The 25,414-nt window shown below is 56.6% G+C and carries 24 protein-coding genes and 1 tRNA gene; 10 read left to right on the top strand and 15 right to left on the bottom strand.

Annotation, left to right across the window (positions count from 1 at the left end; all coding sequences use genetic code 11):
* Window positions 1–93 precede the first annotated feature (93 nt).
* The gene (locus tag FHW17_RS02935; RefSeq protein WP_112522725.1) at window positions 94–717 is read left to right on the top strand and encodes a transglutaminase-like cysteine peptidase; all 624 of its coding nucleotides are present in this window, start codon (window positions 94–96) and stop codon (window positions 715–717) included.
* Window positions 718–779: 62 nt separating this feature from the next.
* Here FHW17_RS02935 and FHW17_RS02930 read toward each other — a convergent pair whose 3' ends face one another.
* Window positions 780–2,312, bottom strand: coding sequence for a YifB family Mg chelatase-like AAA ATPase (locus FHW17_RS02930; protein WP_182509176.1), 1,533 nt, complete (start codon window positions 2,310–2,312; stop codon window positions 780–782).
* Window positions 2,313–2,469: 157 nt separating this feature from the next.
* Window positions 2,470–3,351 carry an MBL fold metallo-hydrolase gene (locus tag FHW17_RS02925; protein WP_182509407.1) on the bottom strand — a complete coding sequence of 294 codons (882 nt, stop codon included), beginning with the start codon at window positions 3,349–3,351 and terminating at the stop codon, window positions 2,470–2,472.
* Between the two features lie 149 nt (window positions 3,352–3,500).
* Between FHW17_RS02925 and FHW17_RS02920 the strand changes: the two genes are divergently transcribed.
* Window positions 3,501–4,400, top strand: coding sequence for a LysR family transcriptional regulator (locus tag FHW17_RS02920; RefSeq protein ID WP_113095285.1), 900 nt, complete (start codon window positions 3,501–3,503; stop codon window positions 4,398–4,400).
* Here the strand turns inward: FHW17_RS02920 and gshB are convergent.
* The 4 genes from gshB to FHW17_RS02900 form a co-directional block, all read right to left on the bottom strand.
* A complete protein-coding gene (gene gshB, locus FHW17_RS02915) occupies window positions 4,397–5,338 on the bottom strand; it encodes a glutathione synthase (RefSeq protein WP_091879257.1) in 942 nt (313 codons plus the stop codon). The genes FHW17_RS02920 and gshB overlap by 4 nt on opposite strands.
* Window positions 5,339–5,474: 136 nt before the next feature.
* A complete protein-coding gene (locus FHW17_RS02910; RefSeq protein WP_175540577.1) occupies window positions 5,475–5,792 on the bottom strand; it encodes a septal ring lytic transglycosylase RlpA family protein in 318 nt (105 codons plus the stop codon).
* 472 nt (window positions 5,793–6,264) lie between these two features.
* The gene (uxuA, locus tag FHW17_RS02905) at window positions 6,265–7,455 is read right to left on the bottom strand and encodes a mannonate dehydratase (protein WP_182509175.1); all 1,191 of its coding nucleotides are present in this window, start codon (window positions 7,453–7,455) and stop codon (window positions 6,265–6,267) included.
* 33 nt (window positions 7,456–7,488) lie between these two features.
* Complete coding sequence (locus FHW17_RS02900) at window positions 7,489–8,265, bottom strand: GntR family transcriptional regulator (RefSeq protein ID WP_091879252.1); 777 nt, start codon at window positions 8,263–8,265, stop codon at window positions 7,489–7,491.
* A 301-nt stretch (window positions 8,266–8,566) separates the two neighbouring features.
* Here FHW17_RS02900 and uxaC point away from each other — a divergent pair, with 301 nt between their 5' ends.
* The 6 genes from uxaC (at window position 8,567) to FHW17_RS02870 (ending at window position 15,665) form a co-directional block, all read left to right on the top strand.
* Entirely contained in the window at window positions 8,567–9,967 is a 1,401-nt protein-coding gene (uxaC, locus tag FHW17_RS02895) for a glucuronate isomerase (RefSeq protein ID WP_182509174.1), read from the top strand.
* 29 nt (window positions 9,968–9,996) lie between these two features.
* Window positions 9,997–11,478, top strand: coding sequence for a mannitol dehydrogenase family protein (locus FHW17_RS02890; protein WP_182509173.1), 1,482 nt, complete (start codon window positions 9,997–9,999; stop codon window positions 11,476–11,478).
* Between the two features lie 120 nt (window positions 11,479–11,598).
* Entirely contained in the window at window positions 11,599–12,777 is a 1,179-nt protein-coding gene (locus FHW17_RS02885; RefSeq protein WP_182509406.1) for an extracellular solute-binding protein, read from the top strand.
* Between the two features lie 61 nt (window positions 12,778–12,838).
* Window positions 12,839–13,906 carry an ABC transporter ATP-binding protein gene (locus tag FHW17_RS02880; protein ID WP_182509405.1) on the top strand — a complete coding sequence of 356 codons (1,068 nt, stop codon included), beginning with the start codon at window positions 12,839–12,841 and terminating at the stop codon, window positions 13,904–13,906.
* 8 nt (window positions 13,907–13,914) lie between these two features.
* Entirely contained in the window at window positions 13,915–14,817 is a 903-nt protein-coding gene (locus FHW17_RS02875) for a sugar ABC transporter permease (protein WP_113095280.1), read from the top strand.
* Between the two features lie 2 nt (window positions 14,818–14,819).
* The gene (locus tag FHW17_RS02870) at window positions 14,820–15,665 is read left to right on the top strand and encodes an ABC transporter permease subunit (RefSeq protein WP_182509172.1); all 846 of its coding nucleotides are present in this window, start codon (window positions 14,820–14,822) and stop codon (window positions 15,663–15,665) included.
* A 61-nt stretch (window positions 15,666–15,726) separates the two neighbouring features.
* On the opposite strand, the gene FHW17_RS02865 is transcribed toward FHW17_RS02870, so the two are convergent.
* Both FHW17_RS02865 and FHW17_RS02860 read right to left on the bottom strand, forming a co-directional pair.
* Window positions 15,727–17,253, bottom strand: a complete 1,527-nt coding sequence (locus FHW17_RS02865; RefSeq protein WP_182509171.1) for an altronate dehydratase family protein — start codon at window positions 17,251–17,253, stop codon at window positions 15,727–15,729.
* Between the two features lie 83 nt (window positions 17,254–17,336).
* Window positions 17,337–17,516 (bottom strand): hypothetical protein, encoded by a 180-nt coding sequence (locus FHW17_RS02860; protein ID WP_112522712.1) that lies wholly within the window; start codon window positions 17,514–17,516, stop codon window positions 17,337–17,339.
* Between the two features lie 208 nt (window positions 17,517–17,724).
* Between FHW17_RS02860 and FHW17_RS02855 the strand changes: the two genes are divergently transcribed.
* Together FHW17_RS02855 and FHW17_RS02850 are read left to right on the top strand one after the other, a co-directional pair.
* On the top strand, window positions 17,725–18,312 hold the full coding sequence (locus FHW17_RS02855) for a hypothetical protein (protein ID WP_182509170.1): 588 nt from the start codon (window positions 17,725–17,727) through the stop codon (window positions 18,310–18,312).
* 40 nt (window positions 18,313–18,352) lie between these two features.
* The gene (locus FHW17_RS02850; protein ID WP_112522710.1) at window positions 18,353–18,832 is read left to right on the top strand and encodes a hypothetical protein; all 480 of its coding nucleotides are present in this window, start codon (window positions 18,353–18,355) and stop codon (window positions 18,830–18,832) included.
* Between the two features lie 125 nt (window positions 18,833–18,957).
* Here the strand turns inward: FHW17_RS02850 and FHW17_RS02845 are convergent.
* The 7 genes from FHW17_RS02845 to mepA form a co-directional block, all read right to left on the bottom strand.
* Window positions 18,958–19,042 (bottom strand) — tRNA-Leu (locus FHW17_RS02845).
* A gap of 192 nt (window positions 19,043–19,234) precedes the next feature.
* Window positions 19,235–19,855 (bottom strand): 2,3-bisphosphoglycerate-dependent phosphoglycerate mutase, encoded by a 621-nt coding sequence (locus FHW17_RS02840; RefSeq protein ID WP_112522708.1) that lies wholly within the window; start codon window positions 19,853–19,855, stop codon window positions 19,235–19,237.
* A 38-nt stretch (window positions 19,856–19,893) separates the two neighbouring features.
* Complete coding sequence (gene dapB / locus FHW17_RS02835) at window positions 19,894–20,718, bottom strand: 4-hydroxy-tetrahydrodipicolinate reductase (protein WP_182509169.1); 825 nt, start codon at window positions 20,716–20,718, stop codon at window positions 19,894–19,896.
* Window positions 20,715–22,547 carry an ABC transporter ATP-binding protein gene (locus FHW17_RS02830; protein WP_182509168.1) on the bottom strand — a complete coding sequence of 611 codons (1,833 nt, stop codon included), beginning with the start codon at window positions 22,545–22,547 and terminating at the stop codon, window positions 20,715–20,717. The genes dapB and FHW17_RS02830 overlap by 4 nt, the downstream gene beginning before the upstream one ends.
* A gap of 166 nt (window positions 22,548–22,713) precedes the next feature.
* Entirely contained in the window at window positions 22,714–23,742 is a 1,029-nt protein-coding gene (locus FHW17_RS02825; protein WP_112522705.1) for a glucokinase, read from the bottom strand.
* 44 nt (window positions 23,743–23,786) lie between these two features.
* Window positions 23,787–24,179, bottom strand: a complete 393-nt coding sequence (locus FHW17_RS02820; RefSeq protein WP_091879218.1) for a methylglyoxal synthase — start codon at window positions 24,177–24,179, stop codon at window positions 23,787–23,789.
* Window positions 24,180–24,331: 152 nt separating this feature from the next.
* Complete coding sequence (gene mepA, locus FHW17_RS02815; RefSeq protein WP_246706739.1) at window positions 24,332–25,321, bottom strand: penicillin-insensitive murein endopeptidase; 990 nt, start codon at window positions 25,319–25,321, stop codon at window positions 24,332–24,334.
* Window positions 25,322–25,414: the final 93 nt, after the last annotated feature.

Here is a 25,414-nt window from a genome sequence, read left to right as displayed (position 1 = left end):
AATGGCGGGATCGTGGCGCCATTGTGATTGACTCATATCCCCTCCCGACATTAACGTTTTGTTAACGAAGGCTGGTTGGGTTCGGAGTAAAGCATGTTCGGAGCGGTAAAGATTTTGAAGTCGATGGGGTTCGCAGCGGCATTTTTCGCTGGTGTGCTCGTCGCAAATACCGCTTCCGCAGCCGAACCTTTCATGCAGACCGGCGGCCTGACATCCCAGCCAATCGGTCATTATGAGTTCTGCAAGCGCCTGCCGGACGAGTGCTCTGTGCGCAGCCGCAACGTTGCTCCAGCCAAGATGACCCGTGATTTCTGGGAACTGATCGTCAACGTCAACAGCCATGTGAACCAGACTGTCAAGCCTTTGACGGATATGGAAATTTACGGTGTCGAGGAATATTGGGGCTATCCTGACAAGGTTGGCAATGTTGGTGATTGTGAAGACTATGTTCTGGAAAAGCGCCGCGAACTGATGCAGGCAGGCATTTCACCGGCGGATCTTCTGATCACCGTGGTGCGCAAGCCTGATGGCGAAGGTCATGCGGTTCTGACTGTACGCACCGACACCGGCGATTTCGTCCTCGATAATCTTGCAGATGGTGTCAAGAACTGGTCGGAAACCGAATATACCTACCTCAAGCGTCAGGCCACGAACAACACGGGCCGCTGGGTCAGCATCGAAGCGCCAAGCAACATTCTTGTGGGCTCGGTCCGCTAAATCGAGGCTAAAGTATTCAGGATATGCCGGATCGAAAAGTCCGGCATTTTCTTTTTGCGGATTCAGGCGGCTTGATTGGCCGTGTCCTGTGCCATGCGGTATGAAATCGCTTCCGCCACGTGAATACGCCCGACAGCCTCCGCGCCTTCCAGATCGGCCAGCGTTCGCGCAACTTTAAGGACCCTGTGATAGCCGCGTGCGGAAAAGCGCATCTGCTCCGCCGCTTGCCGTAACAGCGCTAGCCCCGCTCCATCAGGCTTGGCGACGTCTTCGATCAGCGCGACAGGGCAATGAGCATTCACTGTCACGGCAGGAATTCCCAATGCCTCGTAACGCCGCTTCTGGATGTCTCGGGCATGGGCGACCCGCACAGCAACGGATGCGCTGCTTTCGGAGGCTGGGCGATGGATGAGATCGGACGCACTGACGGCGGGAACATCAATACGAAGATCAATGCGATCAAGCAGCGGCCCGGAAACACGCGCCTGATAGTCCTGCTGGCAGCGCGGTCCTCTGGCACAGCGGTGCCCCGGTTCGCCTGCCATCCCGCAGCGGCAGGGGTTCATGGCTGCCACAAGCTGGATCTGTGCCGGATAGGAAATACGGTGATTGGCGCGGGCGATCATGCAATCACCCGTTTCAAGCGGTTGTCGCAGGGAGTCGAGCACCTGCGGTGTGAATTCCGGAAACTCATCGAGAAACAGCACGCCGCGATGTGCCAGAGAGACTTCGCCCGGCCTGGCACGAATACCGCCGCCCACCATAGCAGCCATGGAGGCGGAATGGTGCGGCGCGCGAAAGGGGCGTCGATCCGTCAGTTTACCACCCAGCAATTCACCGGCAACCGAGGCAATCATGGAGACCTCGAGAAGCTCGCGCGGCAGGAGTGGCGGCAGGATGGAGGGAAGCCGCTGCGCCAGCATGGACTTGCCTGAACCGGGAGGACCAATCATGAGGAGGTTATGACCGCCTGCGGCGGCAATCTCCAGCGCGCGCCGGGCACTTTCCTGACCTCGGATATCAGCCAGATCGGGCAAATCTGGCGCATTGGCGTGCATGGCGGGTTCAGGGCGCGACAGCACCTGATGGCCGCGAAAATGGTTGGCAAGGCTGATGAGGCTGCGCGGCGCCAGAATATCGATGTCCTCGCCTGCCCACGCCGCTTCAGGACCGCAGGGAGCGGGACAGATCAAACCACGATCCTGCCGGTTGGCGGAGATTGCTGCGGGCAGGACGCCTGCCACATGCGTGATCGTTCCATCAAGCGACAACTCGCCAAGCACGACGTAGGATTGCAGCGCATCGGCTGGCATGGCGCCAAGCCCCGCCATCAAACCCACGGCGATCGGCAGGTCGTAATGGCTACCCTCCTTCGGCAGGTCTGCCGGAGCGAGATTGACAGTCACTTTCTTCGGCGGCAGGGAAAGCCCTGAAGCATGCAGCGCCGCCTGCACGCGCTCACGGCTTTCAGCCACCGCCTTATCTGGCAGGCCGACAATGTGGATGCCCATTTTACCGGGAGAGATCATGACCTGCACATCGACAGGTTGGGCCTCAATGCCCTGAAATGCGACGGTACGCACGCGGGTGACCATCAATCGTTCCTTGAAAATATCGCGTCAAAAAATGAATAGTGCCAATAATGGCACCTCATCACAATTTGCGCGGCATGACAAGAACGTTAGGGGAACGCGAGCAAAGCAGCGCCAACGATCAGGCTGGCGTTGCTTTATCAGTTGAGGATAGGGGCAATCAGCCCCACTTCATCTCGCCCTTGGCAACCTTGGCACCAAGCTCGAGCGACGAGACATCGAGAAGGTCAGGGTAATGCGTTTTCATTGCCGAGATCAGTTCGCCGCTTGTCTTGGCTTTTTCAGCTTCGGTATTGAATGTTTCGAGATAGTCGCGGGTGAATTTCACCGCATCAACACCCTGCGGCGCATTGGTAGCCTGATGGGATGGCACAACAATCTTGGGCTTACGGGCAGTGATTTCATCAAGTGCCGCAATCCACTTCTTCCGGTCATCCGTTGTCGGTTCATCCGCAACCCAGACATGGACACCGGATGATACCAGAACGCCGCCAAAGACCGCTTCAAGGCTTGGCACCCAGAGATAGCGACGGTCTTTCAGGTCTTTGACAGTTATCACTTCTATCGTGTTGCCCTCAAGCTCAAGCGAAGCCACATCTGATGCTTCCGGGATGACCACATCTGCCAATACTTTCGGGCCATTGTCCTTGAGTTGCGGGCCCCAGACATCAAGCTTGCCCTGCACATTACCCTTGATAGCTTCGACCGTCGCGCTGGCAGCAATCACCTTTGCCTTCGGGAAAGCATCAACGATGGGACGCAGACCAAAATAGTAGTCAGGATCGCTACAGCTGACATAAATCGTCGTCAACGTCTTGCCGGTGGCCTTGATGGCATCGGCAACAACACGTCCATCGGACAGTGTAAACCCACCATCAAGCAATATCGCTTCCTTTTCACCGGTCAACAGCACGGGCGTGCGGCGAAAACCATTCTCATCCGCCTGAAAATAAGTCCATTCCAGTTTCGCAGCGGCTCTTGCAGCTAAGGTGCCGAGCGGCTGAAGAGCGGCCACAACACCGGCAGCCAGAATGGATTTCATCGTATCGCGTCTTGTCAGAAGGGTTCGCACAGTTTCATTCCTTAATCGGTTTCTCGGTGAGAGGCCGAACACTGACACGGAAAGGTTTCTTGAAAAATCCTGATCAAAGAGACAAACTGTCTGATTAAATCAGATAATAGAGCGCAACCATGCCTTCGGTCAGTTTCAATCGCTTCATCTATTTTGTCACTGTTGTCGATATGGGTTCCTTTACCGCTGCCGCAGACCGGCTTGGCGTTGCCAAAGCCGTTGTCAGTCATCAATTGTCGAAGCTGGAGGAGGAACTGGGCACGGCGCTTCTTATCCGCACCACGCGGCGATTGCGGGCGACCGAGGCAGGACGCCGGTTCTATGAACGTTGTATTATTGTCCTGCGCGAAGCGGAGAATGCGATTGATGAGGTTTCATCCGAGACGGGTACACCCGCGGGAACACTCATGCTGACTGCGCCGCTGGATTATGGCGCGAAAATCGTGGCGCCAGCCGTGGCGCTATATATTGAGCGTTATCCGCAGATGAAGGTCGATCTGAAATTCACCGACGTCAAATTCGATCTGGTCGATAACGAACTGGACCTGTCGATCCGTGTCGGCTGGCTGGAGGATTCCAGCGCGCAGGCCCGGCGCATCGGCACCTTCGAACAGCATCTCGTCTGTTCGCCCGCCTATGCCGCACGAATGCGTTCTGCCAATCATCCGGAAGCTCTGGAAGACGCCAAATGGATCGCCAATGGCGCGTTGAAGGAGCCGCTGCGCTGGTTGTTTTCAAGCGCGGACAAAACCGTGACTATATCAGGCAAGCCCGTTGTGACTGCCAATGGCACCGAAGCCAGCTATGTCTGCGTGCTGGCGGGCATCGGGCTTGCCGTTATGCCCGACTATCAGGTGGCTGATGATATTGCCGGTGGCCGGTTGGTGCGGGTATTGCCGGAATGGTCACTACCATCCGGCGGAATTCATGCGGTTTATCCACCGGCAAAGTTCCGGCCGGCGCGCGTGCGCGCCTTTGTCGATATTCTTGAAGCGATGGAACGTGAACGGCGCAGTTAGCGCCGCTTGGCCTCCACCGCGTCCCAGAACAGCGCTGCAATATCGGCGCCGCCAAAGCGCTTCACTTCGCGCACGCCGGTGGGCGACGTGACGTTGATCTCGGTCATGTAGTCACCGATGACATCGATACCGACGAGGATGAAGCCGCGTTCACGCAAAGAGGGGCCGATGCGCGCGCAAATCTCACGTTCGCGCTCGGTCAGCTCGGTCTTTTCTGCGCGACCGCCCACATGCATGTTGGAGCGGGCATCACTTTCGGAAGGCACACGGTTGATCGCGCCGACAGGTTCACCGTCGATCAGGATGATGCGCTTATCACCAGCGCGCACATCCTTGAGGTAACGTTGGGCAATGATTGGCTCGCGGAACATCTGGCCGAACATTTCCAGAAGCGATGTCAGATTGCGGTCGCCATCAGCAAGATGGAACACGCCGGCACCGCCATTGCCATAAAGCGGCTTGAGGATGATATCGCCGAACTCCTTGCGGAAATTCATGATTTCCTGCGGATCTTTGGTGATCAACGTATCCGGCATAAGGTCAGGAAATTCCGTGACGAAGATTTTTTCCGGGCTGTTGCGCACCCAGGCCGGATCATTGACGACAAGCGTTTTCGGGTGAATGCGCTCAAGCAGATGCGTTGTCGTAATATAGTTCATGTCGAAAGGCGGGTCCTGCCGCAGCAGCACCACATCCATTTCCGACAGATCGCGCGAAATCTGTTCGCCGAGAGTGAAGTGATCACCTTCGATGTCGCGAACCTTCAGCTCTTCAACGCGGGCGCGAACGACGCCATCGCGCATGCTCAGCCTATCGGGCGTGTAGTGATAGAGCGTGTGGCCGCGCGCCTGTGCCTCAAGGCACAATGCAAAGCTTGTATCGCCTGCGATCCGGATTGAATTGATATGGTCCATCTGGACCGCAACTTTCAGTGCCATGGAACGTCCCCCGACAGGATTAGGAGTGTTGACATGGCGATGTCACGTTCAATGGTCAAGGTCAATCCTGAACCGCGATCAAGATATTGTGGACGTCTGTACCCGGACCTGTCAGGCACGGGTACAGAAAGCGATATTAGAGCTTGGCCATGCAGATATTGGTATGGCCGGCACCAACAAAACCGAGACGGTTTGCAGCGCCCTTGGACAGATCGATAACGCGGCCTTTGATGAACGGACCACGATCATTGATGCGCACGACGATCGACTTGCCGTTGCGCTGGTTGGTGACTTTCACCTTGGAGCCGAAAGGCAAAGTGCGATGAGCAGCTGTGAGAGCGGAGGGATTCATTCTCTCGCCGGAGGCGGTCTTGGAATGAAGGGCATACCAGGAAGCGCCACCACAGGCGGAACCGGCATTTGCTGAAACGATACCAAACATCAAAAGAAGCATGGTTGCAGAAAGTACCTTACGGATACTTGCAATGGAGACCATATTGAAATTCGCACTTTAAACGGCCCGTGGCAGGAATTGCCAGACTGAAGACACACGCTTGAGAATGATCCTGGGCAAGTAGATCGTCACGTGAATGAGTGGTCCCTTCTATTTTGGGTAAATGTGGCCTCGAGGTGGCTCGATAAGGAAATATCCCTGAGCAAATCCTGCAAGATGAGCCAAGTCATTCAAAAAATTTGTCTTATTATGACTCAAAACGTGATTGGTGATGCTTGGAACAACTGGCCTGTTGTGTTCGTTCGTGACGAAATATGGCGACAATGTGATTAATACTGAACGAAAAACTAAGCGAAGACTCCAAAACCGCCGTTTTGGGCGCAAAAGCGTTAATCAAAATTAACGGTAAAAATGAAAAAGCCCCGGCACGACAATGCCGGGGCTCTTCAAACCAGCTGGGTCTCGGAGACGGTCAGAGAGACGGGGCAGCCTCCAGAGCGTGAATGATGCCGCGCAATTCAGCCAGACCCCGCAGGCGGCCAATGGCCGGATAGCCCGGTGTAACTTCTTTGTTGAGATCATCAAGCATGCGATGACCGTGGTCGGAGCGGAAGATGATACTGTCCGATGGACTGCGCTTGCGATCTTCGGTGATCAGTTCTTTCAACACGGCCACCATATCCACATCGCCTTCCAGATGCGCTGCTTCGTGGAAGCTGCGGCCATCGCCTTCGCGGGTGGTCGCGCGCAGATGCGAAAAGTGGATGCGCGAGGCAAAGCGCCGGGCAATCTTTGGCAGGTCGTTATCAGCCCTGACGCCGAGGCTTCCCGTACAGAAACACATGCCATTGGCTGCGGACGGAACCGCATCGAACAAAGCAGCATAATCGGCTTCCGTCGACGCAATGCGCGGCAGGCCAAAAAGCGGACGGGGCGGATCATCCGGATGCAGGGTCAACTTGACGCCAAGGTCGTCGGCAACAGGCGCAACCGCTTCAAGAAATTCGATCAGATGCTGGCGCAGTTTGTTGGCGTCAATACCCGCATAGGCTTCAAGCTTGTCGCGGAAGGCCGGAACGGTCAGGGGTTCGGTGGTCGAGCCCGGCAGCGCGCTGGCGATATTGCGGGTAAGGTCCGCAATCTCCTGCCCGCTCATCTCGGCATAAAGCGCGGCGGCAATGTCCCTGTCCGCCTGTGAATAGGCAGCTTCAGCATTCTTGCGCTGCAGGATATGCAGATCGAACACCGCGAACGTATTGTGATCGAACCGCATCGCGGTTGAACCCGTCGGCGTCACGTAATCGAGGTCCGTGCGGCACCAATCAACCACAGGCATGAAATTGTAGCAGATAACGCGGATATCATTGGCGGCAAGGGCTTCCATGCTGGCGATCCATGCGGCGATTTCCTGCCTTGCCGCACCGCCCAAGCGTTTGACCGCATCGGGAATCGGAATGCTCTCGACCACTGACCATGTGAGCGGAATACGCCCGGCGGGCGTTGTTTCGATGAGGGACTTGCGTTCATGCACCTGCTTCTCGGTCCAGGCCTGACCGATCGGTACCTCGTGCAGCGCCGATACAATATCGGTCGCTCCGGCTTGGCGCACATTATCCAGTGTTACACCGGCTTTTGGGCCAAACCATCTCCATGCCTGACGCATTCAGTCCTCCGTCATTTTCTGTAATCGCCGGGCTCAGACGAATGAACCCGGATGGCTTTTTCTCAATTCATCAATATCGGGAATGACGGCATTCAAATGCTGTTTCATGGCCGCGCAGGCAGCCGGTACGTCATGATTCTCGATGGCATTGCGGATGATCTGGTGTTCGGCCAGCACATGTTCCATGCGGCCAAGCGCAGGCAATGTCATTCTGCGGGCCCGGTCGATCTGCACTTTCACCGGCTTCAGATAGTGCCAGATGCCGGGATGACCCGAAATACCCGCTATGGCCTCATGAAAGGCTTCATCGGCCTCATGAAATGCGCTCATATTCTGCCGGTCGGCAAAAAACTGCTGACGCGCAAGAATTTCGTCCAGCCATTCAATGTCTTTCGCCGTGGCAACCGCAGCGGCGCGCTCGACGGTCGCGCCTTCGAGCGCCTGACGAATGACCACAGCTTCCGGAATGAGCGCAACGGGTATGCGGGCGACAAAGGTTCCCGATTGCGGAAAGACATCGACAAGCCCGTCTTCCACCAGCCGGATCAGTGCCTCACGCACGGGGGTGCGGCTGACACCAAAACGTTCCGTTAGCACTTTTTCATTGAGCGCGGTTCCGGGTGTCATCTGCATCGAGACGATGGCGGCATGCAGTTCGCGATAGATCGCCGTAGCAGTTGTCATCCGCCCGGCCGGTGCGCCGCGAGCGCCTGTCTTGGCAAAGCGGGCTGCATTGTCCCGTGCTGAGGTGTCAGGTTCAGCCAGTGTCGCCACGGCCAAACTCTTTTCTCCCCGGTTCTGTGCTGTCATTCCAGCGCTCCATTTCCTGTGTCACGAATGAATCTACCGCAATGAATGGTAGAATTCCGCGCGAAATCATAGTGTCTCCAGCCGCAAAGCAAACGATTTCAGAGCACATCGATCCAGTTGACATACTAATATATTATTATTTACTCTTCGCCAAGATCGCAAAAGCCGAATGTTCACAAGGCAAACAGGACAGTGGATGCGAAACGAACAGCGCCCGGAGACGGGCAATTTCACGGCGTCGCTGCTGGTACGTGTCTCATCTTGTATCCGCTTGGCCCGTAGATAATAGCAAGGACATACAATGCCTCTCCATCCAGACCGACTTTTTCCTATAGAGGCCGATGCCCGCATCATTGCCCGGCGTCTTTTTACCGAAGTCGAACATCTGCCTATCATTTCGCCGCACGGCCATACGGACCCGCTGTGGTATGCGCATGACGAGGCATTTCCTGATCCGGCCAGCCTGTTCGTCAAGCCTGATCATTATATTTTCCGCATGCTCTATTCTCAAGGTATCAGACTGGAGGACCTCGGTGTGCCGCGTCACGACGGCGGACCTGTCGAAACCGACGCGCGCAAAATATGGCGGCTCTTTGCCAGGCATTGGTACCTGTTTCGCGGCACGCCGTCGCGCCTGTGGTTTGAGCATGCCATGGAAGCGGTTTTCGGTATTGAGGAGCGGCTGACCGAAGCCAATGCGGATCAGCTCTATGACCGTATTGCCGAAAGACTTGATGATCCATCCATGCGCCCGCGCGCGCTGTACAAACAGTTCGGCATTGAGGTGATCTCCACAACCGACGCCGCCACTGATGATCTGGCTGCCCATGACACGATCCTGAAATCCGGTTGGCAGGGGCGCGTGGTTCCCGCCTACCGGCCCGATGCGGTCATTGACGCGTCGCGTCCGGGCTTTCTCAAGAACGTCGAAAAGCTCGTTGCCCTTGCTGGTACATCCCTTGATTACCAAGGCTATCTTGAAGCCCATCGCAACCGCCGCGCCTATTTCAAAGCACGCGGAGCCACCTCAAGCGATCACGGCCATCCCAATGCCCGCACGGCCGACCTTTCCCTGGCTGATGCAACGGCTCTCTTCGAGCGGGTGCTTAAAGCAAAGGTTTCCAGCGCCGACGCGGATCTTTTCCGGGCTCAGATGCTGACGGAAATGGCGCGGATGAGTATTGATGACGGTCTGGTCATGCAGATTCATCCCGGTTCCTTCCGCAACCACAATGCGCAGGTATTTGCCGGTTTCGGCCCTGACAAGGGTGCCGACATTCCGCGCTCAACCGGCTATGTCGAGGAACTGAAGCCACTGCTTGATGCCTTTGGCAATGATCCGCGTCTGACACTTATTCTCTTTACACTGGATGAAACCAGCTATAGCCGCGAACTGGCGCCATTGGCCGGGCATTATCCCGCCTTGCGGCTTGGACCCGCATGGTGGTTCTATGACAGCCCGGAGGGTATGCGCCGCTTTCGCGAACTGACGACGGAGACGGCCGGATTCTACAATACGGTCGGCTTCAATGATGATACGCGCGCCTATCTCTCTATTCCCGCCCGCCATGACATGGCCCGCCGTGTCGATTGCGCTTATCTGGCGCGGCTCGTTGCCGACCACCGGCTTGATGAGGATGAGGCGCATGAGGTCGCCCATGATCTGAGCTACCGGCTGGCCAAGCAGGCCTACCGTCTCTGAAACAGAACAGACAGGATTGCAGGCATCAAATGGCCGATACCCACCAGACATATCTTTCCACTGCCAATCTGCCAAAGCTGGCAGCAAGTGTGGCAATACCTGGATACGACCGCAGCCGGGTTAAAACGGGCATTGTACACCTCGGTATCGGTGCCTTTCATCGCGCGCATCAGGCTGTCTATACGGACAGCGTGCTTTCACAAGGTGATCTCAGTTGGGGCATTCTGGGTGCCTCTTTGCGCAGCGCCGACACGCGGGACGCGCTTGGCCCTCAGGACGGGCTTTATACTGTTGCAGTCAGAGACGGCAGCGGTAGCAGCTACCGGATCATCGGCAGCATCAAAGATGTGCTGGTTGCGCCTGATAGCCCTGAAGCTTTGCTCGTGGCCATGAGCGATCCCGCGATCAGGATTGTCTCCCTCACCATCACGGAGAAGGGCTACTGTTATGCGCCCGCTTCCGCATCGCTGGATGAAAGCCACCCCGATATCACGCATGATCTTGCCAATCCTGCCACACCGCGCTCGGCCATCGGCTTTATCGTCGAGGCATTGGCCCGGCGGCGTGCCAATGGCACCGAACCTTTCACACTTCTATCCTGCGATAATCTGCCTGCGAATGGGCAGACCCTGAAACGGGTGGTCACGCGCTTTGCCGAATTGCGGAGCGCTGAACTGGGTGCGTTCATCCGGGACAACGTAGCCTTTCCATCGACGATGGTGGACCGGATTGTGCCTGCAACGACCGATGCGGATCGCACTGCCGTCACTGACGCCACCGGGCTTGCCGATCGCTGGCCGATCATGACGGAACCGTTCACGCAATGGGTGGTGGAAGATCATTTTCCTACAGGTCGTCCGGCATGGGAAAAGGCAGGCGTTACCTTCGTTGAAGATGTTGATGCATTCGAACTGATGAAGCTGCGCCTCCTGAATGGTAGCCATTCGACATTGGCCTATCTTGGTTATCTCGCAGGGCATGAAACCGTTTCCGACGCCATGGCTGGTGATGGTTTTGCTGCGCTCATCGAGCGGATGATGGACAAGGAAATCACCCCGACACTGCCAAAATTGCCCGGTTTTGATCTTGAGGCTTACAAGATGCAGCTGCGTGAACGGTTCCAAAACACAGCCTTGCGGCACAGGACCTGGCAGATCGCCATGGATGGCTCGCAAAAGCTGCCGCAGCGTCTGCTCAATACGATTCGTGTCCGTCTGGAACAGAACGCACCGTTTGACCTGATGGCATTGGGCATTGCCGGCTGGATGCGCTACGCCACCGGGACAGATGAAAACGGCAAGGCTATCGATGTTCGCGATCCCCTTGCCAGTGAATTCAAGGCGCGCACGGCAGGAAAGACATCGGCCTCTGCGCTTCTGGAAGCCTATCTCGGAATGGAGCAGATATTCGGCAGTGATCTTTCGGCAAACCCGGAATTTCGCGAGGTGATTGGCAATGCGCTGACAAAACTGCTGGAACAGGGGGCGGCCCAAACGGTTGCCAACCTTTAAACCCGTGGGGTGAAAGCGCTTGCTATCTGAAACTGATAGATTAATATATTAAGTTACAAATGAGCGGCTGGGAGATAGCCGCCGATCAATAAACCGGGAACAATTGGGAGGAAGACAATGATCCGCATCACGCGCAGACAAGCCATTGGTGGCATGGCAGCACTGGCGACGCTACAGGCCACGCGCCTCTTTGCTCAGACGAAACTGGCATTGCCGACATCTCCAGTCGCTCTCAACGTAGCCGATGTGGCGGGCAATCTTGCCCTGACGCAGAAGGCCATCGAGAACTATGCGGCTGCCAAGCCCAATCTCGTTTCCAAGATCACTTTCACCAAAGCGCCCGCACCCGAACTTCCGGGAAAGCTGAAGGCGCAGCAGGCGGCCAACCGGCTCGATATCGATCTGGTTCTAACCGGAACTGACGCCTTGTCCGCTGGTCTGGATCAGGGCCTGTGGGTCAAGCTTCTGCCTGACCATTCGGCTTCATTGCCGGATCTGAAGGCAATTTATCAGGAACCGGCGCACCGCATGCTGGCGCTCGGCAAGGACCACGGCGTTGTCGTCACCTATTACCCATCAGGCCCGCTGCTTGAATATATGCCAGACCGGGTAAAGAAGGTTCCGACAACAGCCGAAGAGCTTCTGGCCTGGGCCAAGGAAAACCCGAACAAATTCCTCTATGCCCGTCCTGCCAATTCAGGTCCGGGCCGCACTTTCCTGATGGGTCTGCCCTATCTGCTTGGCGACAGCGACCCGCATGATCCGGTCAAGGGCTGGGACAAGACGTGGGCGTACCTGAAAGAACTGCACAAATACATCGAATATTATCCGACCGGCACCGGCGCTCTGATGAAGGAGCTTGGTGAAGGCACGCGCGATATGACCGTTTCCACCACGGGCTGGGATATTAACCCACGCGTGCTCGGTGTCGTGCCGAAGGAAGCTGCCGTCGCCCCGCTGAAAGGTTTCCACTGGGTTGCCGATGCGCATTATATGTGCGTGCCAAAGGGCATATCAGATGAAAAACTTGCCGTGCTTCTCGACCTGATGAGCTTCCTGCTCACGCCGGAACAACAGGCCTATACCTACGATCAGGGGTATTTCTACCCGGGTCCTGCGGTCAAGGACGTGCCGCTCTCCATGGCGCCGAAGGAAAGTCAGGATGCTCTGGCCGAATTTGGCCGCAAGGAATATGCCGATTGGATCGCCAACAATCCAATCGAGGTTCCGCTTGATCCATCCGCCATGGTCGTCGCGTTCCGCCGCTGGGACGAAGAAGTCGCCGGTAAGAAGCCCTGATTGATGCAAGCAATGTCACCATCCGGGGCAACCCGGATGGTGCATGATTATGAGGTATCCCATGCTGCTGGCGTCTTCGCCATTCCAGGAAATCCGTCTTGACCGTATGAGCCGCGCCTTTGGTGCGCATAATGCGTTGAAGGACGTTTCGCTTTCGATCCGCAAGGGCGAATTTATTGCCTTGCTGGGTCCATCAGGCTGCGGCAAGTCCACCGCGCTTAACTGCATTGCCGGTCTGCTTGCCACGACGGGCGGGGGCATTTTCATTGACGACAAGCGTATTGATACGCTGAAGCCAGAGGATCGCGGTTTCGGCATGGTGTTCCAGAATTATGCGCTGTTTCCCCATATGACCGTGCGCCAGAACATCGGCTTCGGATTGAAAATGCGCAGTGTCGCCAAGGCCGAACTGGAGAAGCGGGTCGAGGAAGCGCTCAATCTGGTGCGCCTGCAGGGGCAGGGGCATAAATTGCCGGGCCAGCTTTCCGGTGGCCAGCAGCAGCGTGTGGCCATTGCGCGTGCCATCGTTATCGAACCGCCTCTGGTGCTGATGGACGAACCTCTATCCAATCTTGATGCCAAGCTGCGTCTGGAAATGCGCGCCGAAATCCGCCGCATCCACAACCAGCTCGGGGCAACCACAATCTATGTCACCCACGATCAGGATGAGGCATTATCTCTGGCGGATCGTATCGTCGTTCTGCGCGATGGTGAAATCCGGCAGGTCGGTGCGCCGAGCGATCTCTATGAACGTCCTGACCATCTCGATGTGGCGGAGTTCATGGGCTATCGCAACCGGCTGACCGGCAAGGTTGTTTCCGTTGATAATGCGCGGGTCGGCGTGGCGGTGGGCAATGCGACCTTGAGCGGAACCGCGCGTGATACATTGAAAGTCGGGGACACCGCTATTGTTGCCGCCCGTGCCGATGATGTGGAGGCAGGCCAACGCTCGGACAATACGGTGGAAGCTGTGGTCGAAACCATCGAATATCGCGGACGCGAATTTGTTGGCACGGCCCGCACCGCTGAAGGGCTGGAGCTGGTGTTCCATGCGCCCCAGACGGCAGCGCTTGGCAGCGCAATCTGGCTGGCAATCGATCCGGCGCGTGCGCTGGTCTTTGGAGCGTGAGGAGCGCCATGGCTGTCTCATCTCCCCCTGTTTATGATCGTCTGTCCCTGCGCCAGCGTCTCGCTTTACGTGGCATTGACGGTGTTACGATCCTTGTGCTGCCTGCAGTCCTTTTTCTGCTGGCCGTCTTTGTCTATCCATTCATTTACGGGCTGGTTCTTTCCTTCACGCCAAAGGAAGGCGGGGCCTTTGCCAATTACCAGAAATTCTTCTCTGATCCTTTCCTCTACGACACGATCCTGACCACGCTGTGGCTGGCAGTGCCCGTCACGGTGATCAGTATTGCTTTGGCTTTGCCCATCGCTTTCAGAGTGCGTCTGATGACCCGCCAGCGACTGCTCACGACCATTCTCGTCCTGCCCGTTACGCTCGGCACGGTGCTGGTGGCGGAGGGGCTTTTGAATTATCTCGGCCCGCAGGGCTGGTTCAGTCGCACGCTGATGCTGTTCGGTATGATCGACCGGCCTTTAAAACTCACCAACAATTACTGGGGTGTGTTTTCCTCGCTGATCATTACCGGTTTTCCGTTCACGTTTCTTCTGACCCTGTCCTATGTCACCGGCATTGATCCGGCATTGGAGCAGGCAGCGGCAACCCATGGTGCAAAGAGCTGGCAGCGCTTTCGTTTCGTCCTGCTGCCCTTGCTTGTACCGGGACTGGCCATCGCCTTCTGTCTATCCTTCGTGCAGGCTTTTGCCGTGTTTCCGTCGGCAGTTCTGCTTGGCGCTCCGGCAGGCCCGACCCGCGTCATCTCCATTGCGGCCTATCAGGCGGCGTTTGAGCAGTATGATTATTCCATGGCCTCGGCCATCGCGATGATCATGGCAACGGTGCAGCTTGCCATCGTGGTGGCCATTCTTGCCATCCGCAATCTCTTCTATCGCGGCTCGACCGCAGGCGGAAAGGGCTGACCATGATCCGTGATACAACCATTGGCGCAAAGCTCTGGATTACCGCCGTCTGGGCGATTGTCGCCTTCTTCATCATCAATTTGTTGGCGATGATCGCAACCGTGATCATTTCCTCCTTCGGTACCCGCTGGCTCGGTACATGGTTGCCCGCCGGTTGGACAACAAAATGGTATTTTACCGCCTGGGCGGAATTTCAGCTTAGCGACGTTCTCGTCGTCACATTCCAGATCGTGTTCACGGTGGTGGCCCTCTCGGGGCTTCTTGGCGTTACGGCCGCTTATGCATTGGCGCGGCGTGAATTTCCCGGCAAGAAGCTGATCATGCTTTTGTTCCTGCTGCCCTTGCTGGTGCCACCCATCACCTTTGGTATTCCGCTGGCAACGGTTCTTTATCAGGCTGGTGTCGGCGGTACGTTCTGGGGCGTGGTTCTTGCCAATCTCGTGCCAACGGTTCCCTTCGTTATCCTTGTCATGATCCCGTTCATCGAGCAGATCGACCCGAAAGTCGAAGCGGCAGCACGCGTCTTTGGTGCAGGCACATTCCGCCTGTTTCTGCATGTGCTGATGCCGATGCTACTGCCCGGTATTCTGGCCTCGCTGCTGCTGGTTCTCGTGCGTACAGTGGCGATGTTTGAATTGACGTTCCTGACGGCAGGTCCGACGAGCCAGACGCTGGTTGTGGCGCTCTACTATTCGGTGTTTGCGTCGGGCGTGCGCGCTGTCCAATCCATTGATGCCATGGCCGTGGTCTATATGGTGACAACGCTGGTCTGGCTGCTGATTGCGCTGCGCTTCGTCAATCCGACACAGATTGTCGCCAGAGCCAAGCAGCAACAGTCAGCTGCCTGACTCACATTCCATAGAAAACGGGAGCCGATGGCTCCCGTTTTTCTTTGTACCAAAGCGTGGATCACATCGTCGCGCCGATCTGCCATGGCACGAATTCCGCGTCGCCATAACCAAGCAGTTCGGATTTGCTGCGCTCGCCCGAGGCTACGCGCAAAACCTGCTCAAAGATTTCGCGTCCCTTATCTTCAATCGACACACCGTCAAGCACGTCGCCGCAATTGATATCCATGTCCTCGATCATCTGCGTATACATGGGTGTGTTGGTGGCAAGCTTGATCGAAGGCGTCGGCTTGCAGCCATAGGCCGAGCCGCGGCCCGTGGTGAAGCAGAGAATGTTGGCACCGCCCGCAACCTGCCCGGTGGCCGATACGGGGTCATAGCCGGGTGTATCCATGAAAACGAGCCCATGCGCTGTTACGGGCTCCGCATAGCCATAAACAGCTTCAAGCGGCGTGGTGCCGGATTTGGCAACAGCACCGAGGGATTTTTCGAGAATGGTCGTCAGACCGCCCGCCTTGTTGCCGGGTGACGGGTTGTTGTTCATCTCCATCTTGTTGCGTGCGGTATAGTCTTCCCACCACGCGATGATGGATTGCAGGCGCGTCACCGCTTCCGGGTTGGAGGCGCGTTCAATCAGCAGATGTTCAGCGCCATAAATCTCCGGCGTTTCGGAGAGAATGGCCGTGCCGCCCTGCTTGACCAGAAGGTCCACCGCAGCACCCAGCGCCGGATTGGCGGTGATGCCGGAATAGCCGTCAGAGCCGCCGCATTGCAAGGCCAGCATCAGCTCTGAAGCAGGAATGGTCTCGCGCTTCACATTGGCCGCTGTCGGCAGCATATCGCGCACGGCGGCAATGCCCGCTTCCATCGTCTTGCGGGTGCCACCGACTTCCTGAATGGTCAGGCTACGGAATATATCACTCTCGACAATATTATAGGCTTCCTTCCAGCGCCCAATCTGGAACCCTTCGCAGCCAAGGCCGACCATCAGCACGGCAGCGATATTCGGGTTGGTGGCATAGCCCCATTGGGTACGCTTGAGCACCTCATAACCTTCGCCCTTCACATCAAGCGCGCAGCCGCCGCCATGCACCAGCGGAATGATTCCATCGATCATCGGATATTCATCAAGGATTCCGGAGCGCTGCACGGCTTCAGCGATAAAGCGGGCGACAGATGCGGAGCAATTGACCGACGTCAGCACGCCGATATAGTTGCGCGTTCCCGCCCGCCCGCTGGCGCGGCGAAACCCCTGAAAGGTCGCCTGTTGCCCAACCGGCAATATGCCGCTGGAATGGGTTTCGTGGCTGCTATCGGGCTGACGCGCAAAGCTGCTGAAATCGAGATTGTGCTCATGCACCCATTCACCTGGCTCGATGGTTTTTGATGCCGAGCCGATGATCTGGCCGAATTTGCGCACCGGTTCACCCATGGCGATTGGTTTTGATGCCAGCTTGTGACCACGCGGAACCCGGTCTTTGACAGTCACATTCTCCACATGCTGGCCTGCCTGAAAGGCATCCACCGCCACCACCACATTATCAGTCGTGTGAAGGCGCAGATGGCGTGGGGAAATAAGCGTATCCATGAAAGTCTCCTGAGTAGACTAATATATTAATTCGCCTGATGTGAGGTTGCAATATGTCAAGGTGACCATAAAGGGCCGAACTGTCAGAAACCGACACCGCCTATGCCGGTCATCCCGCGCAGATAAAGAGCAAGGGCAATCAAGGCAATCGCAACACCAATCCCGGTCCAGTCGATCTGCTTCTTACGGATACTGCCGACGATACTGTAGATTAAAAACAGGACGAGAACGAGCAGTGCGAGAATGATGATAACCCGGATCATGCGCCGATACTCCGCTGAAACCCTTCAGGTCGGAGTATCGCATGTTGAGGGCAGCTTGAAAAACGTATTCGAAATGAGGGGCTCCTGTTTTCAGAACATGGATGCGCACGGACATATTTCGGGCACTGGCATATGCCAACTGCCCGGTAACTGTCACAAAGAGTAGGGAGATGGTAAAGTGGACGGGTATCACATTCAGGAAGAGAAAATGACACCTATCAATTTTCTTGAACCTCAACGCCTTATCCGCCGGGCTTTGCCGTTGATTTGCGTAGCGCTGTTCGCCTGCGCTCCAGCCAGGGCCGCTGAGCAATCGGACTGGAAGCAGATCGAGACCGAAGCCGTCGCCGCGATGGACCGTCAGGATTGTGCAGGGGCGTGGAAGGTTCTTTGGCCCGTGGCACGCACCGGACAAGCCGAAGCCCTGACCCTGCTCACACAGCTTGTCATGTTTCGGGACCTTGTTCCGCCAAAAAGCATTTCTCCGTCTGAAACTGCATCTCTGGAAGAGCAGCGTGTTGATCATCTGCTGGCGCTTGCCATGGCGGACTGGAAGAACCTAACACAGGATGACGGGCTTACCGCGGCAGATCTTGTATCCGGCATTGCAGAGGAACGGGGAGGCGAGAATGACAAACGCCTCGACAGTTGCATGCAGGCGACTGAAGACAAGGCGCAATGCGTCAAGCTTGCAACGGAGCTGAAGCTTGTTCCAACGTTCGATGAATATGTAAAAGCGATGGACGGAGCCACGGCGCCCGCCGTTTGCCTGCCCGATAATCGCCCGAAAAAATAGCTTAGACGACAAATCCGTTTTACTTGCGAGGGAGAGTGCAATGGCTGGACGGAAACTGACACCCGGTGAAACCGATCTGGCCAGAAGCATATATGGATCGCAGATCGACTATACGAAAGTGCTGATATTCGATGAAAAGTGGAAGTTTTTCATGCCATCAGATCGGGCGCACGCACCCAACGGCAATATTTATTTCCCCGGCATAGGCGGTGCCAAATACTTTACAGACTTCTCAGCAGCGCCATTGGACAACAAATCAACCTTCATTCACGAAATGGGGCATGTTTGGCAGCATCAACGCGGATTGAACGTTATCGTCAGAGCGGCGCTCAAGCGGAACTACGACTATTCCGAGGTTTTTACGACCGGCGATTATTTCGCTCTGGGCATGGAACAGCAGGCGGAATTCCTGTCCGATTATTATCTCTTGAAGAACGGGGTGATCATGCCGGATAAACCGGACAAATCGGAATTCGATAGGGTCATGCCTAAAGTTCTTGGCGGGACGACGGCGCCATAAGCCGACTGCAGCCATGCTTCCTGAAATCAATGATTAAACAACTGCAACAGAAAACAAAAAAGCCCGCAGAAGCGGGCTTTTTGCGTATTTCCATAAACGTCTGGCGACATCAGGAAATTGGGAAATGGTGCCCAGAAGAGGACTCGAACCTCCACGCCTTGCGGCACACGGACCTGAACCGTGCGCGTCTACCAATTCCGCCATCTGGGCAGCGGGGTCTCATGTAAGGGGCGGGCGGAACTCTGTCAATCCATTTGTCGGGTATTTGTCATGCTATTATCATTTGCCCGCGATTGTTCTGGCAGAGACTGCCTGACAATGCCGAAAAGATCAGCACAAACAACAGACCCGCACCGGTGTTCCAGCGCGGGTCTGCATTAAAACAAAGCAGAGCCCCCGACTTCAAGCGGTCAGGATTTCCTTTGAAGCAACGGTCGAATCGGCATTCAGCTGGTAAATGACAGGAACGCCGGTTGCCAGTTCCTGTGCGATGATCTCTTCGCTGGTCAGACCGTCCAGCGCCATGATGAGCGCGCGCAGCGAATTGCCGTGGGCAGCCACGAGAACGGTCTCACCGCGCAGCACATGCGGCTGTACCTCGTGCAGATAGTAAGGCCACACGCGGGCGCCCGTATCGCGCAGGCTCTCGCCGCCGGGAGGTGGAACGTCATAGGACCGGCGCCAGATATGCACCTGATCCTCGCCCCACTTGGCGCGGGCATCGTCTTTGTTGAGGCCGGAAAGGTCGCCGTAATCGCGTTCGTTCAAAGCCTGATCACGGATCGTCTGAAGGGTTGGCTGACCAACCTCGTCAAGAATGTGCTGCAGCGTTACCTGAGCGCGGGACAGCACAGATGTGTAGGCGATGTCGAAATGCAGACCCTTGGCCTTCAGGCGCTGACCGGCGGCCTTGGCTTCACTGTGGCCAAGCTCGGTCAGTCCCGGATCACGCCAGCCGGTAAACAGATTCTTCAAATTCCATTCGCTCTGGCCATGACGGACAAGGACGAGGGTTCCGGACATTGCAATACTCCTGTTGGACGGGAAATCGGTTCGGGATATCAGGTGTTGAGGCCAAGCACATCGAGCATGGAATAGAGGCCCGGCTTGCGGCCCTTGCCCCAGAGCGCCGCCTTGACGGCACCACGGGCAAATATTGTGCGGTCTTCCGCATGGTGGGAGAGGGTGATCCGCTCGCCCGGCCCCGCCAGAATAACCGAATGGTCCCCGACAACCGAGCCGCCGCGCAAGGATGCGAAGCCGATAGCGCCCTCTTCGCGCGGGCCGGTATGCCCGTCGCGCACGCGAACGCTATGATCGGCCAGCGAAATGTTGCGCCCGGCTACAGCGGCCTCGCCGAGCAGCAATGCGGTGCCTGATGGCGCATCGACCTTGTGCTTGTGATGCATTTCAAGAATTTCGATATCAAAATCGTCGGACCCAAGTGCTTTTGCCGCTTGTTTGACCAGCACGCCGAGGAGATTGACGCCAAGGCTCATATTGCCTGACTTGACGACAACTGCATGACGCGCGGCGGCACGGATTTTTGCATCATCCTCCGGCGAGCAGCCGGTTGTACCGATCACATGCACGATACGCGCCTGTGCGGCGAGTTCGGCAAAGGCAACCGTTGCCGCAGGCGCGGTAAAATCAAGCACGCCTTCGACGCCGACGAAGACGGAGAGCGCGTCATCGGTAACGGGAATGCCGAGATGACCGACACCGGCAAGTTCACCAGCGTCCTGGCCGATATGGGGAGAGCCGGGACGCTCGATAGCACCCGCAAGAACAGCACCGTCAATGGCTTGAATCGCACGGATCAAGGTTTGTCCCATGCGGCCGCCGGCACCGACAACGGCAAGCTTCATGGCGGATGTCTCAGTCATTCGGCTGTTCCTGTTACTGGGGTTGCCCGTTCTTTGCTGTCATCAATGATGGGCGACTCTTCCTTGCCTTGCAACTGATAGAAACGTGCATAGATGCCGTTGGGCACGCCAAGCAAGGTCTCGTGTACGCCTTCCTCGACAACACGTCCGGCCTCCATAACGACGATATGATCCGCATTGACGATGGTCGACAGGCGATGCGCGATGACAATCGTCGTCCGCCCCTGCATCACATGTTCAAGTGCTTGCTGGACGCGCTTTTCCGATTCATTGTCGAGAGCCGAGGTGGCTTCATCAAGCAGAAGAATGGAGGCGTTGCGCACGATGGCGCGGGCAATGGAAAGACGCTGGCGCTGGCCACCGGAAAGGGTCGCGCCGTTCTCGCCTACTTCGGTGCCATAGCTTTGCGGCTGCTGGCGGATGAACTCGTCGGCATTGGCAAGCTTTGCCGCTTCGATCACCTCTTCATCGGTCGCATCAGGGCGGCCATAGCGGATATTGTCGGCAATGGTACCTTCGAACAAATAAGGCTGCTGCGATACATAGGCGATGGACTGGCGCAGAGACTTCTTGCTGACATAGGCAATGTCCTGTCCGTCAATCAGAATACGGCCGCTATCGATGTCATAAAAACGCTGTACAAGGCCGATCAGGGTCGATTTGCCTGCACCAGATGCGCCGACAATAGCAGTGGTCTTGCCCGCTTCAGCTGTGAAACTGATGCCGTGCAGCACTGGTATCTCATTGCCATAGCTGAAGCGTACATTGTCGAACTGCACTTCGCCCGTTGGTACGGTAATCGGCACGGCGCCGATGCTGTCAGCCTGACGCGGCTCGATGTCGAGTATTTCAAAGAACATGCGCGCATTGACCAGCGATCGCTCAAGGCCCACCTGAACCCGCGCCAGACGCCGTACAGGATCATAGGCAAGCAGGACGGCTGTCATAAAGCCAAACATGGCACCGGGCGGTTCCATGTTGATGACCGCGCGATAGCCGGTGTAGATGATCATTGATCCGATTGCGATACCAGCTATCAGCTCGGTAATAGGGGTCGTCCGCTCCGAAACCCGCGCAATCTTGTTGGCACGCTCTTCGGCACGCTTGATCAGCAGGCTGATCTTGTTGCGCAACTGGTCTTCCATCGTGAATGCCTTGACGATGGCAATGCCCTGCGTTGCCTCCTGCATGGCACCGAGAAGATGTGAATTCACCTGTACGGATTCGCGATGGATGCTGCGCAAACGCTTTGCCAGATAGCGCACGGTCAAAATGACAGGTGGTCCGATCAGCAAGGCAAAGAGTGACAGAAGCGGATCAAGAATCACCATCGTGCTGATCAGGGCAATGAGGGTCGGGAGATCCTTGCCGATCGTCGTCACTGTAATATCCATGAGTTCACGGACACCGGACACGTTCTGATTGATCCGGGCCGCGAGCTGCGCCGAGCGCGTATCGTGATAGAAATCAAGACCGAGTTTCATCAGGTGATCGAAGATGCGATGCTGATATCGCGCGATAATATTGTTGCCGATCTTCGCCATCATCACCGATTGCGTGTAGGCCGCAATGCCGCGGATGACAAAGGCAACGAGAATACCAAGGCTGATCGGAATGATCAGGTCCTCGCGTCTCTCATAGTAAATCTTGTTGATGACGTCCTTGAAGATATAGGCCACAAATGCCGTTGTACACGCGACCGCCAGCATTGCGACAAGCGCGATGGCATAGGATGATCTGTGGTCTCGAAGATTTTCATTCAAAACACGTCCGATGACGCGGCGCGCCTCGTTCGGATCGATTTTCTTCTTCTTGGTCTGATCATTCATGACGGACGGCAACTCGTTCGTATCAAGCTTTCGGGCAACGGTTTAATGCAGTCGCGCCCTTCTTCAAGCTGACCCTATAGCGTTATTGATCCGGCTTGCCTATCGGTTTTGACCATCATCATGAACGGGACACGGCGAGTGTTGCCCTCACGCATACGCCTAAAGTCTAATCTTTGCGCCAGCGCCGTCCCTCGGTGGCTATGCCAAACCGGCTGGGCGTGCGTGAGAACGCCGACAATCCACTGAGCGCCGCGAGAGGGTGGGTAATGATGTAAACAGGTGTCTCGCTTAAGATCTGGCGGTGTGGCGCCTTGTCTTCAAAGGCTTCGCGGAAAGCCGGATCTTTGAGTGGCGCGACGATCTTCTGGACAATGCCGCCCGCAAGATAAACACCGCCGCGCGCCATGAATGTCAGCGCGAAATCACCGGCAAGACGACCAAGATAGGTCACGAACAGCGACAGGGTTTCCTTGGCTTCTGCTGATTCACCGGAAAGGCCCGCAGCTGTGATATCGGCTGGTGTCTGCAATTTGGCTTGCGTGCCTGCAACCTTGCAGATGGCGCGATAGATGTTTTGCAGCCCGCGCCCGCACAAAAGCTGTTCGCCGGAAATGCGCCCTTCAATGTGCTCAATATGCGGGAACAGTTCGAGGTCGCGCGCCGTGCGCGGGCCCATATCCACATGGCCACCTTCGCCGGGAACGGGAACCCAGCTGTTGCGTGAGCGAACCATGCCCGCAACGCCAAGGCCGGTGCCGGGTCCGAGAACCGCGCGGCTGCCATGCGGATCACCGTCACCACCACCGAGTTTTTCCAGATGCTTTGGCTCTAGCGAGACCACAGCGAGCGCCTGCGCCTCGAAATCATTAAGAACGGTAATGTCGGAAAGACCGAGCGTTTCCATCATCTTGCGGGGTTTGACGACCCAGGCGCAGTTGGTCAGGTCGATCTCGTCACCTTCCACGGGACCGGCAATGGCAAGCACTGCGGAGCGCGGTTGAATGGATGTGTGGTCGAGAATGCCGGTCTGGATGGCTTCGTCGATGGTTTCGAAGTCTGCCGTCTGGATGATGGGAAACTCTTTTGGTTCCGCATAGGCATCGACAAGAATGGCGAAGCGCGCATTGGTGCCACCGATATCCCCCACCAGAATCGGGAATTTCATGATGCAATCGGTGTCTGCTGAAGTAACCATAAATTCCGTCCCCAATCTCAATCGTGCTGCGCCATGCTTAACCATCAATCAGCGCGCAGCAAACCCTTCTTTTGCACAAGAACCTCGGCGGTGGCCCGGTTCAAGGCCATAGGAATGTCATAGACAATGCCAAGCCGCATCAACGCCTTCACATCCACATCATGCGGCATGGGCGACAGCGGATCGACAAAGAAAATCAGCCCGTCAATCAGTCCCTCGGCGATCAGTGCGCCAATCTGCTGGTCGCCGCCAAGCGGGCCGCTTTTGACGCGGGTGATTTGCAGTGACGGGCAGGCGTCCTTGATCAGACCACCGGTTGTTCCTGTTGCGACAATGGTGCAGGGCGCAAGCTGAGCCTCATAGGCGCGCGCGAAAGCCACCATGTCATCCTTTTTCTGGTCATGGGCGATCAGCGCGAGGCGGAAAGGCTGCTTCATGAAGGAACTGCTCTGGACCTTGGTCTTAAATCGATTGAAACCCTATACTCAATTCATGCTCGCCTGAAAAGACCGAAGGCAAAAAAGACCTGAAACGGTGCTGCCTTGCCACTTTGAGTGGTAGAGCAGCACCCTTTGGAACGCCCAATGGCTTAGTTTGTCTTCACGCGTGCCTTTGGACGGGGAACCGCGACGGGTTCATCCGGCACATCAGCCGGGACATCGCTCTCGGAATTGGCCTTTGCGCCCAGACCATAGGTAACCTGATCTCGCGACTGCGGGCCGGGTGCATCCAGTATCTGCGCACAAAGCTTCGGCAGGTCTGACAGCATCATCACCTTCGGCTTGACTGGCTTGGTCGATGGGGGCGCCTTGCGCCATGGCTCATCGGTGAACCACCAGGCCAGCGACTTGTCACAACCATCGGATGTGCCGATTGGTTCCTGCGGCTTGCAATTGGGTGAGCCGGGCTGGCATTTGATGCGGACATGGAAGTGGTAGAAATGACCCCAGTAGGGGCGGATTTTTGCCATCCAGCTGCGATCGCCCTGCACCGTCTCGCAGAGTTTTTTCTTGATGCCCGGGTGAACGAAGATGCGCTCTACCTCGGCATAGCTTGCGGCACGTTTCAGAAGAGCCGCATGCGCAGGCGTCCACTTGTCGGGGTCGACATACAGTGTGTCGCCCTTCAGCATGGATTTGGCTTCGACTTTTTCGCGTTGATCATTGTTGAAGCGAGCTTTGGGCATGGGGGTGAGCCAGATATCCGCATCAAGGCCGACCTGATGCGAGGCGTGGCCAGTCAGCATCGGGCCGCCGCGCGGCTGCGAAATATCCCCCACCAGCAGTCCCGGCCAGCCATCCTTGGCGGCGGCATCGCGTGATAATCGCTCCAGAAGGGCAATCATACGGGGATGACCCCAATTGCGATTTCGTGACAGCCGCATCACCTGCCAGGTCGGACCGTCAACGGGCAGGGCGACACCCCCGGCAAGACAACCCTTGGCGTAAAAACCTGTCGATTGCGGCGAACCAAGCGATGGCAGCGCGACACCGCCAAACAGCTGTTTGGCCGGTCCATCCTCAGCAAATACATTCGCCACTCCGGAAAAAGACAGGAGCGCTGTAAGTGCAAGACGCATCAGAGTTTTTGATTTCATGGCCACTGTCCACCAGCTAGGGGCGATTCCCGTGAGTTAGCATCGGGATTCCGGGCTTTATGATGGCCAGATTCG

The organism is Phyllobacterium sp. P30BS-XVII (genome assembly GCF_014138335.1).
Lineage (GTDB): Bacteria > Pseudomonadota > Alphaproteobacteria > Rhizobiales > Rhizobiaceae > Phyllobacterium > Phyllobacterium meliloti.
This window is presented reverse-complemented; position numbering and strand designations above follow the sequence as displayed.

Coding starts and splice junctions, on each gene's coding strand:
- FHW17_RS02935 (WP_112522725.1), top strand. CDS start 94: ATGTTCGGAGCGGTAAAGATTTTGAAGTCGATGGGGTTCGCAGCGGCA.
- FHW17_RS02840 (WP_112522708.1), bottom strand. CDS start 19,855: ATGTCCGGAACCCTCGTCCTTGTCCGTCATGGCCAGAGCGAATGGAAT.
- uxuA (WP_182509175.1), bottom strand. CDS start 7,455: ATGCGTCAGGCATGGAGATGGTTTGGCCCAAAAGCCGGTGTAACACTG.
- FHW17_RS02900 (WP_091879252.1), bottom strand. CDS start 8,265: ATGACAGCACAGAACCGGGGAGAAAAGAGTTTGGCCGTGGCGACACTG.
- FHW17_RS02875 (WP_113095280.1), top strand. CDS start 13,915: ATGGCTGTCTCATCTCCCCCTGTTTATGATCGTCTGTCCCTGCGCCAG.
- FHW17_RS02855 (WP_182509170.1), top strand. CDS start 17,725: ATGACACCTATCAATTTTCTTGAACCTCAACGCCTTATCCGCCGGGCT.
- dapB (WP_182509169.1), bottom strand. CDS start 20,718: ATGACTGAGACATCCGCCATGAAGCTTGCCGTTGTCGGTGCCGGCGGC.
- FHW17_RS02910 (WP_175540577.1), bottom strand. CDS start 5,792: ATGCTTCTTTTGATGTTTGGTATCGTTTCAGCAAATGCCGGTTCCGCC.
- FHW17_RS02865 (WP_182509171.1), bottom strand. CDS start 17,253: ATGGATACGCTTATTTCCCCACGCCATCTGCGCCTTCACACGACTGAT.
- FHW17_RS02830 (WP_182509168.1), bottom strand. CDS start 22,547: ATGAATGATCAGACCAAGAAGAAGAAAATCGATCCGAACGAGGCGCGC.
- uxaC (WP_182509174.1), top strand. CDS start 8,567: ATGCCTCTCCATCCAGACCGACTTTTTCCTATAGAGGCCGATGCCCGC.
- FHW17_RS02930 (WP_182509176.1), bottom strand. CDS start 2,312: ATGGTCACCCGCGTGCGTACCGTCGCATTTCAGGGCATTGAGGCCCAA.
- FHW17_RS02820 (WP_091879218.1), bottom strand. CDS start 24,179: ATGAAGCAGCCTTTCCGCCTCGCGCTGATCGCCCATGACCAGAAAAAG.
- FHW17_RS02880 (WP_182509405.1), top strand. CDS start 12,839: ATGCTGCTGGCGTCTTCGCCATTCCAGGAAATCCGTCTTGACCGTATG.
- FHW17_RS02825 (WP_112522705.1), bottom strand. CDS start 23,742: ATGGTTACTTCAGCAGACACCGATTGCATCATGAAATTCCCGATTCTG.
- FHW17_RS02890 (WP_182509173.1), top strand. CDS start 9,997: ATGGCCGATACCCACCAGACATATCTTTCCACTGCCAATCTGCCAAAG.
- FHW17_RS02860 (WP_112522712.1), bottom strand. CDS start 17,516: ATGATCCGGGTTATCATCATTCTCGCACTGCTCGTTCTCGTCCTGTTT.
- mepA (WP_246706739.1), bottom strand. CDS start 25,321: ATGCGTCTTGCACTTACAGCGCTCCTGTCTTTTTCCGGAGTGGCGAAT.
- FHW17_RS02925 (WP_182509407.1), bottom strand. CDS start 3,351: ATGAAATCCATTCTGGCTGCCGGTGTTGTGGCCGCTCTTCAGCCGCTC.
- gshB (WP_091879257.1), bottom strand. CDS start 5,338: ATGGCACTGAAAGTTGCGGTCCAGATGGACCATATCAATTCAATCCGG.
- FHW17_RS02920 (WP_113095285.1), top strand. CDS start 3,501: ATGCCTTCGGTCAGTTTCAATCGCTTCATCTATTTTGTCACTGTTGTC.
- FHW17_RS02870 (WP_182509172.1), top strand. CDS start 14,820: ATGATCCGTGATACAACCATTGGCGCAAAGCTCTGGATTACCGCCGTC.
- FHW17_RS02850 (WP_112522710.1), top strand. CDS start 18,353: ATGGCTGGACGGAAACTGACACCCGGTGAAACCGATCTGGCCAGAAGC.